15 protein-coding genes are annotated in these 14,629 nt (G+C 34.0%); 4 read left to right on the forward strand and 11 right to left on the reverse strand.

The genetic code is table 11. The features are described from left to right. The first annotated feature begins 218 nt into the window (after window positions 1–218). On the forward strand, window positions 219–1,931 hold the full coding sequence (pheT, locus tag PQ963_03815) for a phenylalanine--tRNA ligase subunit beta (GenBank protein ID MEN4028790.1): 1,713 nt from the start codon (window positions 219–221) through the stop codon (window positions 1,929–1,931). A gap of 16 nt (window positions 1,932–1,947) precedes the next feature. Here the strand turns inward: pheT and PQ963_03820 are convergent, their stop codons facing one another. From PQ963_03820 to PQ963_03870, 11 genes are all read right to left on the reverse strand, one after another. Further along, window positions 1,948–2,361, reverse strand: a complete 414-nt coding sequence (locus PQ963_03820) for a secondary thiamine-phosphate synthase enzyme YjbQ (protein MEN4028791.1) — start codon at window positions 2,359–2,361, stop codon at window positions 1,948–1,950. A 122-nt stretch (window positions 2,362–2,483) separates the two neighbouring features. After that, window positions 2,484–4,175, reverse strand: coding sequence for a cell wall-binding repeat-containing protein (locus tag PQ963_03825; protein MEN4028792.1), 1,692 nt, complete (start codon window positions 4,173–4,175; stop codon window positions 2,484–2,486). Window positions 4,176–4,194: 19 nt separating this feature from the next. After that, window positions 4,195–4,659 carry an aspartate carbamoyltransferase regulatory subunit gene (pyrI, locus tag PQ963_03830; GenBank protein MEN4028793.1) on the reverse strand — a complete coding sequence of 155 codons (465 nt, stop codon included), beginning with the start codon at window positions 4,657–4,659 and terminating at the stop codon, window positions 4,195–4,197. A 224-nt stretch (window positions 4,660–4,883) separates the two neighbouring features. Beyond that, entirely contained in the window at window positions 4,884–5,312 is a 429-nt protein-coding gene (locus tag PQ963_03835; protein ID MEN4028794.1) for a DUF2267 domain-containing protein, read from the reverse strand. Between the two features lie 169 nt (window positions 5,313–5,481). Next, complete coding sequence (locus PQ963_03840) at window positions 5,482–6,105, reverse strand: tetratricopeptide repeat protein (protein ID MEN4028795.1); 624 nt, start codon at window positions 6,103–6,105, stop codon at window positions 5,482–5,484. 64 nt (window positions 6,106–6,169) lie between these two features. After that, window positions 6,170–6,913: a sulfite exporter TauE/SafE family protein gene (locus PQ963_03845; protein MEN4028796.1), complete on the reverse strand. Its 744-nt coding sequence runs from the start codon at window positions 6,911–6,913 to the stop codon at window positions 6,170–6,172. Window positions 6,914–6,965: 52 nt separating this feature from the next. Continuing rightward, complete coding sequence (locus PQ963_03850; GenBank protein ID MEN4028797.1) at window positions 6,966–8,186, reverse strand: MMPL family transporter; 1,221 nt, start codon at window positions 8,184–8,186, stop codon at window positions 6,966–6,968. Next, complete coding sequence (locus PQ963_03855; protein ID MEN4028798.1) at window positions 8,183–9,025, reverse strand: protein translocase subunit SecF; 843 nt, start codon at window positions 9,023–9,025, stop codon at window positions 8,183–8,185. Before PQ963_03855 ends, PQ963_03850 begins: the two co-directional genes overlap by 4 nt. A 12-nt stretch (window positions 9,026–9,037) precedes the next feature. Further along, entirely contained in the window at window positions 9,038–9,532 is a 495-nt protein-coding gene (locus PQ963_03860; GenBank protein MEN4028799.1) for a flavodoxin, read from the reverse strand. Window positions 9,533–9,751: 219 nt separating this feature from the next. Continuing rightward, window positions 9,752–10,762: an N-acetyl-gamma-glutamyl-phosphate reductase gene (gene argC, locus PQ963_03865; GenBank protein MEN4028800.1), complete on the reverse strand. Its 1,011-nt coding sequence runs from the start codon at window positions 10,760–10,762 to the stop codon at window positions 9,752–9,754. Window positions 10,763–10,986: 224 nt separating this feature from the next. Then, window positions 10,987–11,307 carry a hypothetical protein gene (locus PQ963_03870; protein ID MEN4028801.1) on the reverse strand — a complete coding sequence of 107 codons (321 nt, stop codon included), beginning with the start codon at window positions 11,305–11,307 and terminating at the stop codon, window positions 10,987–10,989. Between the two features lie 529 nt (window positions 11,308–11,836). On the opposite strand from PQ963_03870, the gene PQ963_03875 reads away from it, so the two are divergent. The 3 genes from PQ963_03875 (at window position 11,837) to PQ963_03885 (ending at window position 14,615) form a co-directional block, all read left to right on the forward strand. Further along, window positions 11,837–12,898 (forward strand): mRNA surveillance protein pelota, encoded by a 1,062-nt coding sequence (locus tag PQ963_03875; GenBank protein MEN4028802.1) that lies wholly within the window; start codon window positions 11,837–11,839, stop codon window positions 12,896–12,898. A gap of 39 nt (window positions 12,899–12,937) precedes the next feature. Next, entirely contained in the window at window positions 12,938–13,567 is a 630-nt protein-coding gene (locus PQ963_03880; protein MEN4028803.1) for a 4Fe-4S binding protein, read from the forward strand. A gap of 694 nt (window positions 13,568–14,261) precedes the next feature. Further along, window positions 14,262–14,615, forward strand: a complete 354-nt coding sequence (locus tag PQ963_03885; protein ID MEN4028804.1) for a hypothetical protein — start codon at window positions 14,262–14,264, stop codon at window positions 14,613–14,615. Window positions 14,616–14,629 lie beyond the last annotated feature (14 nt).

Here is a 14,629-nt window from a genome sequence, read left to right on the forward strand (position 1 = left end):
CGATTACTTTTTTTTCCTTTAAACTGAACGATAACTGTTTTTTAAGTTCATCAAGTTCTTTTATCTTATCACCTTCCAGTAAAATTTGAACTCTTTAATATTGTTTAAATAATAGAAATTATAAAAAGTCATGCAGTGGTTTAATATATTGTCTAAAAGTAAGTTAAATTATTTCATTAAATAAAATCTATTTTAATTACTCTTTTGAGGATGACGTCATGCCAGTTATAACCTTTGATTACGAAGATCTCTATGAAATATTAGGGAGAGAAATTGATAAAAATAAATTAATAAAGCTTCTCCCTATGATTGGAAGCGATATTGATGATTATGATGATAAAACTATTAAAGTAGAGTTTTTTCCAAATAGACCAGACTATTTAAGTGTAGAGGGAGTTGCAAGGACTCTTAAAGGGTTTTTAGATATAGAAAAGGGGCTTCCAGAGTATTTTGTTGAAAAGTCTGGTATAGGTGTGGAAGTGGATGCACAGTTAAAAAATATCAGGCCTTTTATATCAATGGGAATCATTGAAAATGTTGATTTAAGCGGAAATAAGTTGAAACGAATTATGGATTTTCAAGAAGATCTTCACTGGGTAATAGGAAGGGATCGAAAAAAAGTAGCAATTGGAATTCATAATTTAGATGTTATTGAACCTCCATTTTATTATAAAGCTGCAGATCCTGATAATGTTTCCTTTATACCTCTTGAACATGATGAAGAAATGAGTTTAAGGCAAATACTGAAAGGTCATAAAAAAGGGGTTAAATATGCTCATTTAATTGAAAAATTCGATAAATATCCACTTATTGTAGATAATAATGATAATGTGCTTTCTATGCCTCCCATAATTAATGGAGAACTTACTAAACTTACAGAAAATACAAAAAATGTTCTTATTGATGTTACCGGTACTGATGAAAAGGCAGTTAAATATGCATTGAATATTATTATGACTTCTTTTGCAGAGGTTGGGGGAAATTTAAAATCATTGAACATCGTTTATGAGGATAGAGATGTTGAAACACCCAATCTGATACCTAAAAAGAAGAAAATTAAGGTTAAAAATGCCAGAAAAATTATTGGAGTGGATTTAACTGCATATGACATTGCAAATGTACTTTCAAAGGTGAGAATGGGGGCTGAAATTGAAGATGAAGATTCTCTTCAGGCTGTTATCCCTGCCTATCGAGTTGATATACTTCATGAAGTCGATGTTATTGAAAATATAGCTGTTGGATACTGTTTTAACAAAATAGAGCCTCAGTTACCAGAAATTGCCACCATTGCCTTTGAAGATAAAGGTGAAGTCTTTGATAATCTTTTAAGAGAAATTTTAAGTGGAATGGGTTTTTTAGAAACCATGAGCCTCATGCTAACCAGTGAAAAAGAACACTACCAGAACATGAAACTTGAAGAAGATGAAAGAGTAATGGTGGCTCAACCTATTTCTGTAGAAAGGACAATGCTTCGAAAAAATCTTTTACAGGGTTTGATGGAGTTTTTAGAAGATAATAAACATGAGGAATTGCCCCAAAAGATTTTTGAAGTGGGAACTGTTGTTTACAGGGATGAAACCTGCCAAACATGCACACGAGATATTAAAAAGATTGCAGGAGCCGTAACACATTCTACGGCCAATTTCACCGAAATAAAATCCATTGTGGACTCAATATTTGTAAATCTTGGCCTTAAAATGGAAATAGAATCTTATAAACACCCTTCATTCATTAAAGGTAGGTGTGCAGGGGTGAAAGGAGTTAATAGCTGGAAATCTAATACTGTCAAAATCGAAGATTTTGGGCATCAAAAATCCATGATTTTTGAAGATTTAAACATTACAGGATACTTTGGTGAATTAAGTCCGGAAGTTATAACTAATTTTGACCTTGAATATCCGGTTATTGCCTTTGAACTTGAATTTAATTAAAGTTCAGTTTTTCATTTTATTTTCCAGTAACCGTTACAATAAATTTTCTGTTTCTTGGACCGTCCAGTTCCACAAAAAAGACGCTCTGCCAGGTTCCTAAACTTAATGAATCACGAGAAAAAGGAACAGTTTCACTACCTCCTATATAAAATGCTCTTATATGGGAATCAGCGTTATTATCTATATTGTTATGTTCGTAACTGTTATTTTCAGGTGCTATTCTTTCCAGTGATTTTTGAAAATCATTGATTAATCCGGGTTCATTTTCATTTATCACAATTCCTGCAGTTGAATGAACTGCAAATATATTGACTATACCTTCATTTATTTTGCAGCCCCCAAGAATATTGTTAATATCTGAGGTGATGTCTATAATTTCAACTCTCTTTGATGATTCCTTTTCCAATTGATATTTCATTACATAGCACATGTCAACACCATTTGTATCAATTGTTTCTTTATGTGTTAAATACACTTAATTATTTTTTATGTATCAAAAATTGGAATAAAAAATGGAAGTGTAAAAGCTTCAATGGAAAGGGGTATTTTTAATTAGCCAGATAATTGATAAAATAAACTTCTAATGTACTTTACTATTATATCAAAGGGCTCATTGGACCTGTTCAGGAAAATGTATTTTGGAAAAGTCATATTTCGTTTGTCTGTATGATCATAGGTCAATCTTTGAAATAAATATTCCAAATCCGCCTTTCTAAATACTCTTCCATCTACTTCAATGGATTCAGGAACAGTTTTATTGGTTTCCATGTATTTTGATACAGCTTTTCCAACAGATCTGTATTCTCCAATGGTTAAAACGCCAAAATATGTGTTTTTTCCAGATTTATTACTTTTTGAAAAATTTTCAGTACTGTTTTTTAGGGGATAGCCACTTACATACTGTGAAGCTAAATACATCCATTTTGAATATCCTATTTCTGGTGTTTTATTTTTTAAGATACTTTGAGAAGCATAAGCAACATTTTCAGGGTTTATTTCATGAACACCTATTAATTCAAAGTTGTAATTAGAATTTAACTGATTTTTATTGGATAAATATGCTGCATCAATGAGTCCTGCAGCTATTTTATTAATTTCTTCCTGTTTTGATGATGTTCCAATGTTAGGCTGGATTAAACCTATTCCCGAACTTTCTAAAAATGATGATGGACTGAACAGGCCAGCGAAAAACTGGCTGGAATAATTGTCGTCATGAGCCCTTGGAAGGTAATCTGTACTTTCTAAATTAGTCTTCCCATAGTTTATAAAAACAATTCCATTTAACTTTTGAGCATCAGCTTTAAGATAACCTTTTTTGACTCCATTTACAAGATCAACCATTGATCCGGGATCTGCTGCAGCAATATAAGCAGCTATTCCTCCCGGTGCATTTTGGACTGTTCTGGGAGCTTCTCCAGGTTTGGGCGAATTTTCATCGATAATCACATTAGCAGAACCAGAAACTGCATTTTTTATGCTATTAAGCATTTCTTTATCGGTACTTTTAGAAATGAAGTTATCACAGGTTATGTAAATTACTGGTAGGTTTCCAGATGCATAGCTGTTCATTACAATGCCTGTGGTGATGTCAGTGGAGGACCATAAAGTTGTTTTGTCATTGACCGTAACTTTATCACCAATTTCAAATGATGAATTTTTCCACAGGGTCACTGCAACTGGCATGAGTGTTAAGGGGACTCTAATTTTTTGATCATTTCCACCAAGAGCGCTGATGGTACTTGCATCAGTACCCTTCCAGAATCTTTCTTTCTGGATATCAGGATATATTTCAAGGGCAGAATCAGGTATGGATGATGGGGATGCACATATTATGATTTTTTTTGGATTTAACCTTTGAATTTCCTTATTTACAGTATCAGGAACAGAGCTTCCAACTATAAATAGAGGTGAATTATTTTTTATTGCAACTAATGCTGCAGAAGCATCTTTCCCTGTCCCAATTACCACAACCTCGCTGTTTTTCCAGTATTTAGAAAGGCTTGCAGAATCTGCCGGGATTTTTTCTCCATTTAACAGGATATCCCCTACAACAACGGTTTCTTTACCATTAACATAATTTAAAACCGCTTGATTTGGAATTTTATCGCTGAAAATGAGCTGATTGTTTGTATATGATGCTGCTGGTGCTGTTACTATTCCATTTGCAGGTTCGCTTACAAAAACATTAGCAGAAACTGGAGAAATGAAAAAAAGGATAATTAAAAAATATAAGGCCTTATTCATACAAACACCCGTAATAAAATTAAAATTGAGCTTCAATTTCATTTTGTTCCATGATTCTTTCGCAGTAATAGCACCTTAAACTTACCGGTTTTTTTCCTGTAACATGAAATTTTGTTTTTACAGGTTCATCGGTATTGGTAATGCAGTTTGGGTTTGGACATTCTAAAATATCATTTATTTCATCTAAAAGAGTAACTTTACTTTTTTCTACAATCTCATAGTCTCTGATGATGTTAATTGTTGCTAAAGGTGCTATAAGTGCAATTTTATCAACCTCTTTAGGTTTAAGTTCTCTTCCCTCTATCTTAACTATGTCCTTGCTACCCATTTGGGAAGATGAAACATTCATTGCAACTGTCACTGTCCTTTTTTCATCAGGTAAATCCAGAATTCTAAGAACACTTAAAGCCTTGTTTGAAGTTATATGATCTATTACTGTCCCGTTTTTAATTGATTTAACCTTGAGTTTCTTTGGTGTTTTCATTTTTTCACTGTAATTTAGTTATAGTAGTAGTTAAGTTTAACCATTTAATAATAGTGTTTACATAATAAATTTTTTTCTATCTGGTAGGACTAACAGTTTTTGGGTGTTGAACACTCTCCAAACAAACTTTTAGAGTTCATTTATATAGAAGTGATAACATTTCGCTGCGTTTTTGCTGGCCACGCTTTTTGCAACACCTCTAACAACCTCAATTTAAGTTATTTCTAAGATTCCCATAACTTTTGAAGGTCCTTTGGAAGGTTATGTTTTACCTTATTTATTTCTCCACCACCACCAAGCTTTTTTTGGAGCAGGGAAAATACACCCTTTGTGGCTTCGTCAGTCTTTATCTCCCGCCTTGGGGATTTTTCCTGAACTTTTTGGAAAAACTGGGTCTGGTTTTTTATTTTTTCTGGTTTTCTTCTTGGACTGTATCCTTCATAATATATTCCTTTCATAACCATTGGAAGTTCATCACCAAGTTCTATAGCTTCTTCAACCGGTAATCTATCTCTTAATGTATGAATAACAGATTTAAATGCTATATATACCTCATTTTCATCTTCCCATCCAAGTTCATTCTGCACATCGTGTAACCATTCCTTTGTTTTTTGCATAGATTTATCTAATGAAGAAAATCCTGATTTTGGCATTATTTATCACTCTCCTCATTATTTTCTAATATTTTTGTCACTATTATTAATTTTTAATTTAAATTTAATAAAATGTTCTGTTTTTAAAAAATCAGGATAATGCAGATACATGATGATTCAAAGCTTAAAAAGGGATAAGAGCAGTTCTTTCCATTATAAAACTGATTAATCATTTCTGTCTTTTTAAAAGCAGTTTTAACTCTAAAATCATAGCCCATGCCTCCTGATTTTGGGCAGCTAATTCTGGAGGTGCAAGTTCTATAAATTTTTCCAGACTTTCAATGGCCTCTTCATATTTGCCCATAAATCTTAGAACTGATCCTTTACCTGCCCATGCCTTTGCATCATTTGGATTTAGTTTTAAAGCGTGATTAAAAGATTCCAGTGCGTCATCGTATTTAGAAATGCTGAATAATGCAGTTCCCCTGTTATCCCATGTGTTAACATCATCTGGCTCAATTTCAAGCGCCTTATCAAAACAGTTAATTGCTTCATCAAATCTTCTAAGTGCAGATAGTGCAACTCCCATATTTGACCAGGCTTTAGAATTATCGGGTTTTAGGTCAAGTGCGATTTCAAAACTCTCCACAGCATCATCAAATCTTCCAATGGATGATAATGCAACTCCCCTATTATCCCAGATTCTTGAATCTCCTGCATACAATTCCAGTGCTTTATCATAGCATATTAAAGCAGCAGTATATTCTTTACGTTTAAAATGACTATTTCCTTCTTTGATCCAGGATTCGTAGTCCTTTAAACCACTTATTCCTTTATTTTGATCCAGTTTCATCAATTATTTTTAAGTTCTTTATTTAACTTATATTTGGTGAAAAACATATTCTAAAATCTCAAAATTAGCTGAAAAATAAGCTGCGAATAATAAAGTTCAAACTAAGGAGTGCAATTGCAATCAGCACCACTATTCTGAATTTTTCCTGAGGAATTTTATTTACAATTCTTTTACCTGTATAGGAACCACTTATAGAGGCCAGAAGCAGTAATGGGAGGATAAAATAAAATTGTAACTCCAAAAAACCATTAAAAATATAGACAGGAATTCTGGTTAAATCCACTGCTAAGGCAACTGCAGCAGCTAAAGCAATATATTTTGCTTTTTTCAACTTAAAAGCAGTTAAAAAAGCTCCTCTAATAGCTCCTCCTGTTCCAATTAAACCTGCAAAAAATCCTGATATTCCGCCACCTAAAACTGCTGTATTATTAGTTGCCTGAAATTTTAGATCAGGGTATTTCAATGATAGAATTGAAAATATCAGCAGAAAAATTCCAACTATTAATATGGAAATTTTTTGAGGAACGTAAACAACAAGATATGCACCTAAAAACGTTGAAATGACGCTTGGAACTCCAAATAAGATTATTAATCTCTTATCCAGTCCGTGCTTGAAAAATGTTATTCTACCTGAATTTCCAAAAAGATGTGCAAAAGCAACCAGGACCAGCGCAGTTTTAAAATCAAATAAAAACAATGATAAAGGTAGGAGAATAGTTGAAGAGCCAAAACCTGCTATTGTACCTCCAATTTCGGCTATAAATGCTATTATCAAAAACAGGGAGATTAAATACAGTATTTCAACCATGAATATAACCAGGCACCTGTAGTTTAAAAACAAAGAAATGATGTAAAACACATCATTCTTTTGAAATGAATTTTTCTATAAATTTCGCATAAACTGGCCTTGTAATAAATATTCCAACCAGTATACCAATAATTGTGGTGAACGCGAAACCAGAAAGAATTCCTATTCCTGTATAACCCCTTGAAAATCCTATATAGGCTAAAGGAAGCATTGCAGCAATTAAAGTGGCAGCTGCGGCAAATATAATAAAGAATGCTTCTTTAATTTTTACTTTAAACCCGGTTCTACTTCTTTTATTTTTCTCATTTTTATTTCCTTTAAGAACTTCATCGGTTATAACAATCTGGTCATCCACACCAGTACCAATTGCAGCTATAATACCTGCAATAGCTGGTAAATCTATATTCCATTTAATTACTGAGGCTGTACCAAGAATCAGGATAAGTTCTGCAAGACTTGTAAGGATAATTGGAATAACCAGTATAGGAATTCTGTATCTAACGAATATTATAACCGAAATCACAATTAATGCCAGCAAACCTGCTATTAAAGCACCATTTGTAAACTGATCTCCAAGTTCGGCAGATACGCTGCTAATTCCAACTATTTCAACCTTTACAGGTAGCGATCCTGATTGTAAAAAGATTTGAGTATCTCTGGCCTGTTTTTCTGCGTCTGCTTTTGAGTCTCCAGGAACAGTTATCTCTACATCAGTTACAGGTACTCCAGTAGTAACTCCTTCACTTAATACTGGTGAGGTAACCAGTTCATCATCCAGATACATATCAACTGGCGTGCCTGTTTTACCTTTTGCAGCCTCTGCAAATCTCTGTGCACCTTCTAAAGTAATCTTAAATGGAACACGTCCTTCATTTCCTATAACTTCCGGTGGACTAACTGTTACTATATCTGCTCCTGTAAGAACAGTTTGATTATCTATTTTTGCCTCAAATTTACCGGGATTTCCCACAATATCTGCAACTTCTTCTGGTTTAACACCTGCAATTTCCACAATCACATCCTGGTTTCCGCTTGCACGAACTTTAATATCTGCAACACCGAATGCGTTAAGACGCTTGTCCAGAACTGTGGTAACCTGATTCATGGTGTCTGAATCAACTGGCTGGTCTAAACGAATTTGAATTATAGAACCGCCCTTTAAATCCAGCCCTTGCTGTATTCCATGGGCCGAAATATAAGCTAAACTACCTACTACAAGGACTATAAGTAGAATAACCCGATAATCTTTTAAGAAATCTATTACATTGCTCATCTTCCACCACTCTCCATGTACCATCTAAGAATTCCAAGATTCATGAGCCATGTAGCCAGAATATCAGCTACAAGTCCTATAATCAAAACAGCAGCAATATCTGAAAGAACTTCTGCAGATGGGATGAAAAATACAGTTACAATGTACAATGCTACCATTGAGCCAATAGATGCTGCAGCCATGGTAAAACCTGTTTTCATAGTACCCATTGCTCTTTCTGTTACGGTACCTTCTCTACGTTTAAGTACACGTGTGGTGAGTAAAATATCTGTATCCACACTGTAACCAATAAGCAGGAGCAAAGCACCGACAGATGCAAGTGTAAGTGGAATTCCAAACAGGCTCATTCCACCAACTGCAATAATAAGATCAGTCAGTGCTGCAAGAATAACTGCCATGGAAGGCACAAAATTCCTGAATATTATAAATACAGTGATGGACATGAATATGAAAGCTATGGCCAGTGCCCAGTAAACCTGATTTAATGCCTGTGCACTTAATACTGGCCCTATAGAACTGTAACTTTCTATTGTAGCTGTTCCATTCATTAAGTTGCTGAATGTTATTACATCTGTAGCTCCGCCTATGGTTACAGTAGCTGTGGTACCGTTAAATGAATTTACAGTTACTTCAGTTGTATTAAGCCCTTTTTCTATCATGCTTTCAAGTTGAGATTGATCTAAAGGTTTTTCAAGATTCAAAGTGGTTATAGTACCTCCTTTTAATTCAATTCCCTGATCTATACCATTAAATGCAATAATTACAATGGCAATCAGGGTTATGATAACTGGAATTGCGATCAATGGTTTGTAAGACTCCATAAGCTTTTCTATTTTCATTAGACCACCTGATTATACTCCGTATATTTTTAAGTCCATTTCTTCGACTATTCTCTTAACTTCATTATTTATTTCATACGTTTGTTTGCCAGCAGTTTCTATCAAAAAGGAAGTTACCATTCTTCCTCCTCTTAGCTCGATTTTTTCATTCATCCTTTCAATTGCTTTTTCGCCCCCAGATCCTCCAAGTGTGGCAAACAATATCACATCTTTACCTTGAAAATTACATCTATCTATAAGAGAGATTATTGCAGGAGAAGGTTTCCCAGCCCAAACAGGTGTTCCAATATACACCATGTTATATGGATTTAGATCAATTGATGATGGACTGATTTCAGTCTTATTTTCTCTAAATGCATCTATAGATGCATTAATGTAGTTTAAAGCTCCTTTTCTGGGTTTTAAGTCTTTTATTTCAATTATATCTGATTTAAGCTCATTTGAAAGAGTTTTTGCAGCTTTGGCTGTTTTTTGTGTTCTGGAATAATAAAGAACTACTGTTTTCATTGATCACACCATTTAGCATATATGGGATTACAGTTAAGTGCAAAAGTTTTCAGACCACTAATAGCCCTAATAAACTGGATTTAAACCGTTTATCCGTAAGTTTAAATATGCACATGACCCTATGATCACATTTTATAGTTATTGTATATTAAACCTTTGAATTATTCGACATATCATTTATAGTTATTTATTACAGTTATGAAATAATTATGAAAAAGTTCAAGGATGCAGTCCAGTGATATCAATAGATTCATTCTCTGGAAAATCAAACATTATATTCATATTTTGAACAGCCTGGCCTGATGCTCCTTTTACCAGATTGTCAATTGCAGATACTATAACAATTCTTCCATTGTGGTCTATCTGGAAACATCCAATGTCACAGTAATTTGATCCTCTAACTGCGCTTAATCTGGGCATTTCATCAAGATCTAAAATTTTAGTGAATGGTTCTCCCCTATAAAAATCTTCATAGAACTTTTTAACCTGTTTTGATGTTACATCTTCCTTTAAAAAGGTGTGGACTGTGGTTAAAATACCCCTGATCACGGGTACAAGATGGGGGGTGAAGGAAACTTTAACATTGCCCCATTTAGATACCTCCTGTTGAATTTCAGGCATGTGGCGGTGTATAGTTGTAGCATAAGGAATAACATTGTCACTGCAGTTTGGAAAATGAGTAACATCTGCAGGTTTAATTCCAGCACCGCTAACACCGGTTTTTGAGTCAACAATTATGCTTTCCACCAGATTTTCCTTTGCAAGAGGTAGCGTTGCTAAAATAGCTCCTGTAGGAAAACATCCAGGATTAGCAACAAGATTGGACTTCTTTATTTTCGCGCGGTAAACTTCTGGAAGCCCATAAACAGCATCAAGAGGTGCTAAATGGTCTAAACCATACCATTTTTCATAAATAGAGACATCATCAAAACGGTAGTCTCCACTTAAATCCACAACCCTAATGCCTCTTTCAATTAAATCAGGAACAATGTCCATGGATGCCCCATGTGGTGTTGCTGTAAATACTAAATCTGTGTCAATATTTTCCGGTGCAACATCTTTAAATTTGAGTTCTTCACCTCTTAAATGTGGATGAACTTTTGATACACACACTCCATTGTATTGCCTTGATGTTGCAGTTTTAATGTCAACTTCTTTGTGATTTTTTAAAAATCGCAGCAGTTCTCCTCCAGTATAACCACTTGCCCCAATAATAGCTACATCAATCATATATTCTTCACCTGAATCTTTTTTGGATCTTTGTCATATAATAACATTACTATTTAAAAAAAAACGTTCATCTTCTGAGTGTACATTTTTATAGAATGATTTCAGGTGATTTTTGAAACCAGTTTATTCTTTTTGAAGGTAATTGATAAAATTACGGCTCTGTAGAAATCATTTTTATTTCGCATTTCTACAAAGCCTTAATCTTTTATTTAAATGCTCATATGCTATATCTCAATTGCTTTAACTTCTTTTTTCTTCTCCTTTCCATCTATTTCTTCTATAGCATCTAAAAGGTCCATAACACTTTCATTTTCAAAAATACCTTTGAATCCACCAAATTCAGTGGTATCCTTTAAAAAAAGTCCTCTTCTCTTCATTGGAGATCCTCTTTCATTTAGGGGATTAATTTCAACCATTATGGTTTCTTTACTATTGTCTGCAGGGGTTTTTACAAGATATACTCCATTTACAGATGTTGGGACTCTCTGCCATGGCCTAACATCTTTTAATGCTTCTTTTATTTTATTTTCCAATTCTTTTGCCATATTAATTCCCACCAAAAGCATGGTTTTTTTTGGGGTTTAGAAAATACTCTCGAAATCTCTCAAAAATTCCCTCAAAAAATCGAAGATTTTTTGGGGTATCAAAAACCTTTGGTTTTTGAAAACTTTGAATTTTTGGAGCATTCAAACGCTTTGTGTTTGATGCATCGAAATCATAGATTTCGAATGCACGAAAAACGAAGTTTTTCGTAAGCTACGTATTATTCTTCAAACCTCCAAAAATCTATTGTATGAAGTAATATTTAAAGTCATCATAAGTGAATACTAAATAATATTAAATGATAGGAAGTACAAACATTCCTAAAAATAATAAAATAAAGCCATGTTTTTAATTTTAATAAAAAAATACGTGAATAATCCTCATAAAAAGTGGAATACGGCCCTGATAATGTCTAAAATTTAAATAAGAAATAATAAATTATTTAATTGTCATTTAATATAGAAAATAAAAAAGAAATAAAAAAATTAAATAAATTGATAAACAGTAATTTAAAGATTAACGGTGCATAAAATGCGTATTGTTCACCAGGATACAAAAAAAGGATTTATTGAACTTATTCCAGAAACTCTGGACGATTTATGGCATTTATCACATATAATTAAGCCTGGAGATTTAGTTTCATCCAGAACAACCCGTAGGATACAGGATTCAACAGGAGAACGGATTAGAAGTGATCGTGGGATTAAAAAAACATTTTTTATGGGAATTAGAGTAGAAGGCGTAAGTTTTCACAAATACACAGGTAAACTAAGGGCAACAGGTATAATTGAAAAAGGACCAGAAGATCTGGTCCCCCTGGGAACCCACCATACCATCGAGCTAAAACTAAAAAATCCAGTGAAGATCACCAAGGAAAAATGGTCGAGATGGACAATTAAGCGTCTGAAAACTGCTGTAGATTCATCTAAAAAGCCATCCGCCATTATTGTGGCTATTGAAGACGACGTGGCAGATTTAGGAGTTATAAAACAGTATGGAATAGATTATTATGGGCCAATTGTGGGTGGAATATCTGGAAAAAAGATTATTCAAAAGGATAGAGGTAAAAATATAACCAATTTCTATAATGAAGTTGCAAAAACACTCCAGGGCTTTGAAGACATACATGGTATTGTTATTGCAGGTCCTGGATTTACTAAAGGCGATTTTTACGATTTTTTAAGCGAAAAATATCCGGAATTAGCTAAAATATCTGGAGTTGAAAACACGGGAACTGGGGGACGTGTAGGAATACAGGAAGTCCTTAAAAAAGGAACAATTGAACAAATGGCTGCTGAAGGCCGCATAGCCCAGGAAATGAGATTAATAAACAGAGTTTTGGAAGAAATTGGAAAGTCCTCTAATATGGTTACCTACGGAAAATCAGATGTAGAAAACGCTTCAAACGCTGGCGCTGTGGAAACATTGCTTGTGCTTGACAACATGGTGCGCAGAGAAGAAATTGAGAAAATTATGAACATTGTAGAAAGCACTGGAGGTAAAGTAATGGTTGTAAGTAGCGAACATGAAGGAGGAAAGCAACTTCAGGCTTTAGGTGGAATAGCAGGACTACTAAGATATAGCATAAGATAATAAAACTGATTTATATAATCAATTCAAATTGAGGATATTATGGCCGTAAAACTCATTAAAGAAAAATGTAGCAGATGTAATATATGTAAAAATCTCGTGCTTTGTCCAGCAGGAAATGTAAAGACAGCTATAGAAACAGGAAAATGCATTGGATGTGGAATATGCATAGCAGCATGCCCAGAAGAAGCTTTAGTTTTAAATGATAATTATAAAAAAGAAAAAATGGTTTTTGTAAATGGTGAAAAAATTAAAGCATCCGGTGCTTTGAAAAATGCTTTACAGGCTTCTGGCATAAAATTAAGTAAATTTCCAGATTTTAAGGGTGAGAAAAAGGGACAAATATTCATGCCCTGTGATTGTGGAGGGTGCTGGGCATGTGTTGTAAAAGCAAATGGAAAATTTGCACCTGCATGCATCACGCCCCTAAAAGAGGGAATGAAAATAGAACCCAATATTGAAAAGGGGAAATATCCCGTAGTACGGGTTATAAGTGGATTTGGAGCCCATACAGTAGGTGGGGTGGGGACACCTTACTGGCTAAAAAACAAAAAAGGACCTGTTGAAGTAGTTGGTTTTACTCATGGATGTAATTTGAGATGTCCACAATACCAGAACTTTCCTATGGCTTTTACAGTTGGTGGCCACTTAACTTGCAGAAAAATATCTTAAAACTTCATGGGATGCTGTAGAATATATTATAAACAATTATATTAACAATATTTTCCTTGGAATTGGAATACCTTATAATGCCGTACTTATATCAAAAGAAGAAATAGAAAAAATAGGGAAAAAGATTTTTAGCCTTAAATCTGATGTTCAAATTTGTGTACTTGATTACAGGCCAGAATTCAGGAGAAAAGACCTTATTAAACCATCAGTAAAGGAAATGATTGAAATTAAAGAACTATTAAACCATACAGGTCTGGAAACTGTTATAGTTCAAACAGAAAAAGGCCATTTTGGACCATAAATCTGTTAATTGAGTTTTGTTTAGATTAAAATAGAAAGGCAAAGTTTATTAACTGGTGAACTAATATGACTTTAGAGAATAAAGGAGGGGGCACCAATTCGAAAAATTATAGGGATATTTCTATGTTTAATTTTAGCATTTTCCTTTGTAGATGTAAGCTTTGCTGGAACATATTTAGGTGGTAAAAGCTATGGCTGGGCTGAAAAAGAATTTTATGGTAATCAAAACTCTGGAGATACTATTGCCATAATAATAGGAGTTCATCCACGTGAATATCAATTCCATGATGCTATTGCCGCCGCTTTAAAGGATAAATCCAGTAGTTTATCTAAAAAATACGTTCTTTACAGGGTCCATGTAACAAAAAATCCCGGGCATTACAGTAAAGGTAGAATGAACGGCCAGCTTATTGCAAATAAATTTGTTGTAGGCGATGTTATAAGAACCAATCCAAAACTGGCTATAGACATTCATGAGTGCATGTGGAGAAAAAGCGGTTACAGATACGGTAAATTTGTAGATCCGATCTCTAAAAACAGGATAACCAGAAACTACGCCAGTACCATCATACAGAAAATGCCGTTTTTAAGGATATATTCACCAAAAGGAACAAGCCCAAAGTACGTTACAAAACCCATTGCACGTAAGGGAATTCCTACATTGTTATATGAAACCTATAAACTGGACTCATACGACAACAAGTATTCTGACGCCAGTCAGTTAATTGATGTATTAGACAAATTATAGAGCCTGATCCTATT

It is taken from the genome of Methanobacterium sp. (assembly GCA_039666455.1).
Lineage (GTDB): Archaea > Methanobacteriota > Methanobacteria > Methanobacteriales > Methanobacteriaceae > Methanobacterium_D.

Excerpts from the sequence above, each read along its gene's own strand:
- pheT (MEN4028790.1), top strand. The coding sequence starts at position 219 with ATGCCAGTTATAACCTTTGATTACGAAGATCTCTATGAAATATTAGGG.
- PQ963_03820 (MEN4028791.1), bottom strand. The coding sequence starts at position 2,361 with ATGTGCTATGTAATGAAATATCAATTGGAAAAGGAATCATCAAAGAGA.
- PQ963_03825 (MEN4028792.1), bottom strand. The coding sequence starts at position 4,175 with ATGAATAAGGCCTTATATTTTTTAATTATCCTTTTTTTCATTTCTCCA.
- pyrI (MEN4028793.1), bottom strand. The coding sequence starts at position 4,659 with ATGAAAACACCAAAGAAACTCAAGGTTAAATCAATTAAAAACGGGACA.
- PQ963_03835 (MEN4028794.1), bottom strand. The coding sequence starts at position 5,312 with ATGCCAAAATCAGGATTTTCTTCATTAGATAAATCTATGCAAAAAACA.
- PQ963_03840 (MEN4028795.1), bottom strand. The coding sequence starts at position 6,105 with ATGAAACTGGATCAAAATAAAGGAATAAGTGGTTTAAAGGACTACGAA.
- PQ963_03845 (MEN4028796.1), bottom strand. The coding sequence starts at position 6,913 with ATGGTTGAAATACTGTATTTAATCTCCCTGTTTTTGATAATAGCATTT.
- PQ963_03850 (MEN4028797.1), bottom strand. The coding sequence starts at position 8,186 with ATGAGCAATGTAATAGATTTCTTAAAAGATTATCGGGTTATTCTACTT.
- PQ963_03855 (MEN4028798.1), bottom strand. The coding sequence starts at position 9,025 with ATGAAAATAGAAAAGCTTATGGAGTCTTACAAACCATTGATCGCAATT.
- PQ963_03860 (MEN4028799.1), bottom strand. The coding sequence starts at position 9,532 with ATGAAAACAGTAGTTCTTTATTATTCCAGAACACAAAAAACAGCCAAA.
- argC (MEN4028800.1), bottom strand. The coding sequence starts at position 10,762 with ATGATTGATGTAGCTATTATTGGGGCAAGTGGTTATACTGGAGGAGAA.
- PQ963_03870 (MEN4028801.1), bottom strand. The coding sequence starts at position 11,307 with ATGGCAAAAGAATTGGAAAATAAAATAAAAGAAGCATTAAAAGATGTT.
- PQ963_03875 (MEN4028802.1), top strand. The coding sequence starts at position 11,837 with ATGCGTATTGTTCACCAGGATACAAAAAAAGGATTTATTGAACTTATT.
- PQ963_03880 (MEN4028803.1), top strand. The coding sequence starts at position 12,938 with ATGGCCGTAAAACTCATTAAAGAAAAATGTAGCAGATGTAATATATGT.
- PQ963_03885 (MEN4028804.1), top strand. The coding sequence starts at position 14,262 with ATGAACGGCCAGCTTATTGCAAATAAATTTGTTGTAGGCGATGTTATA.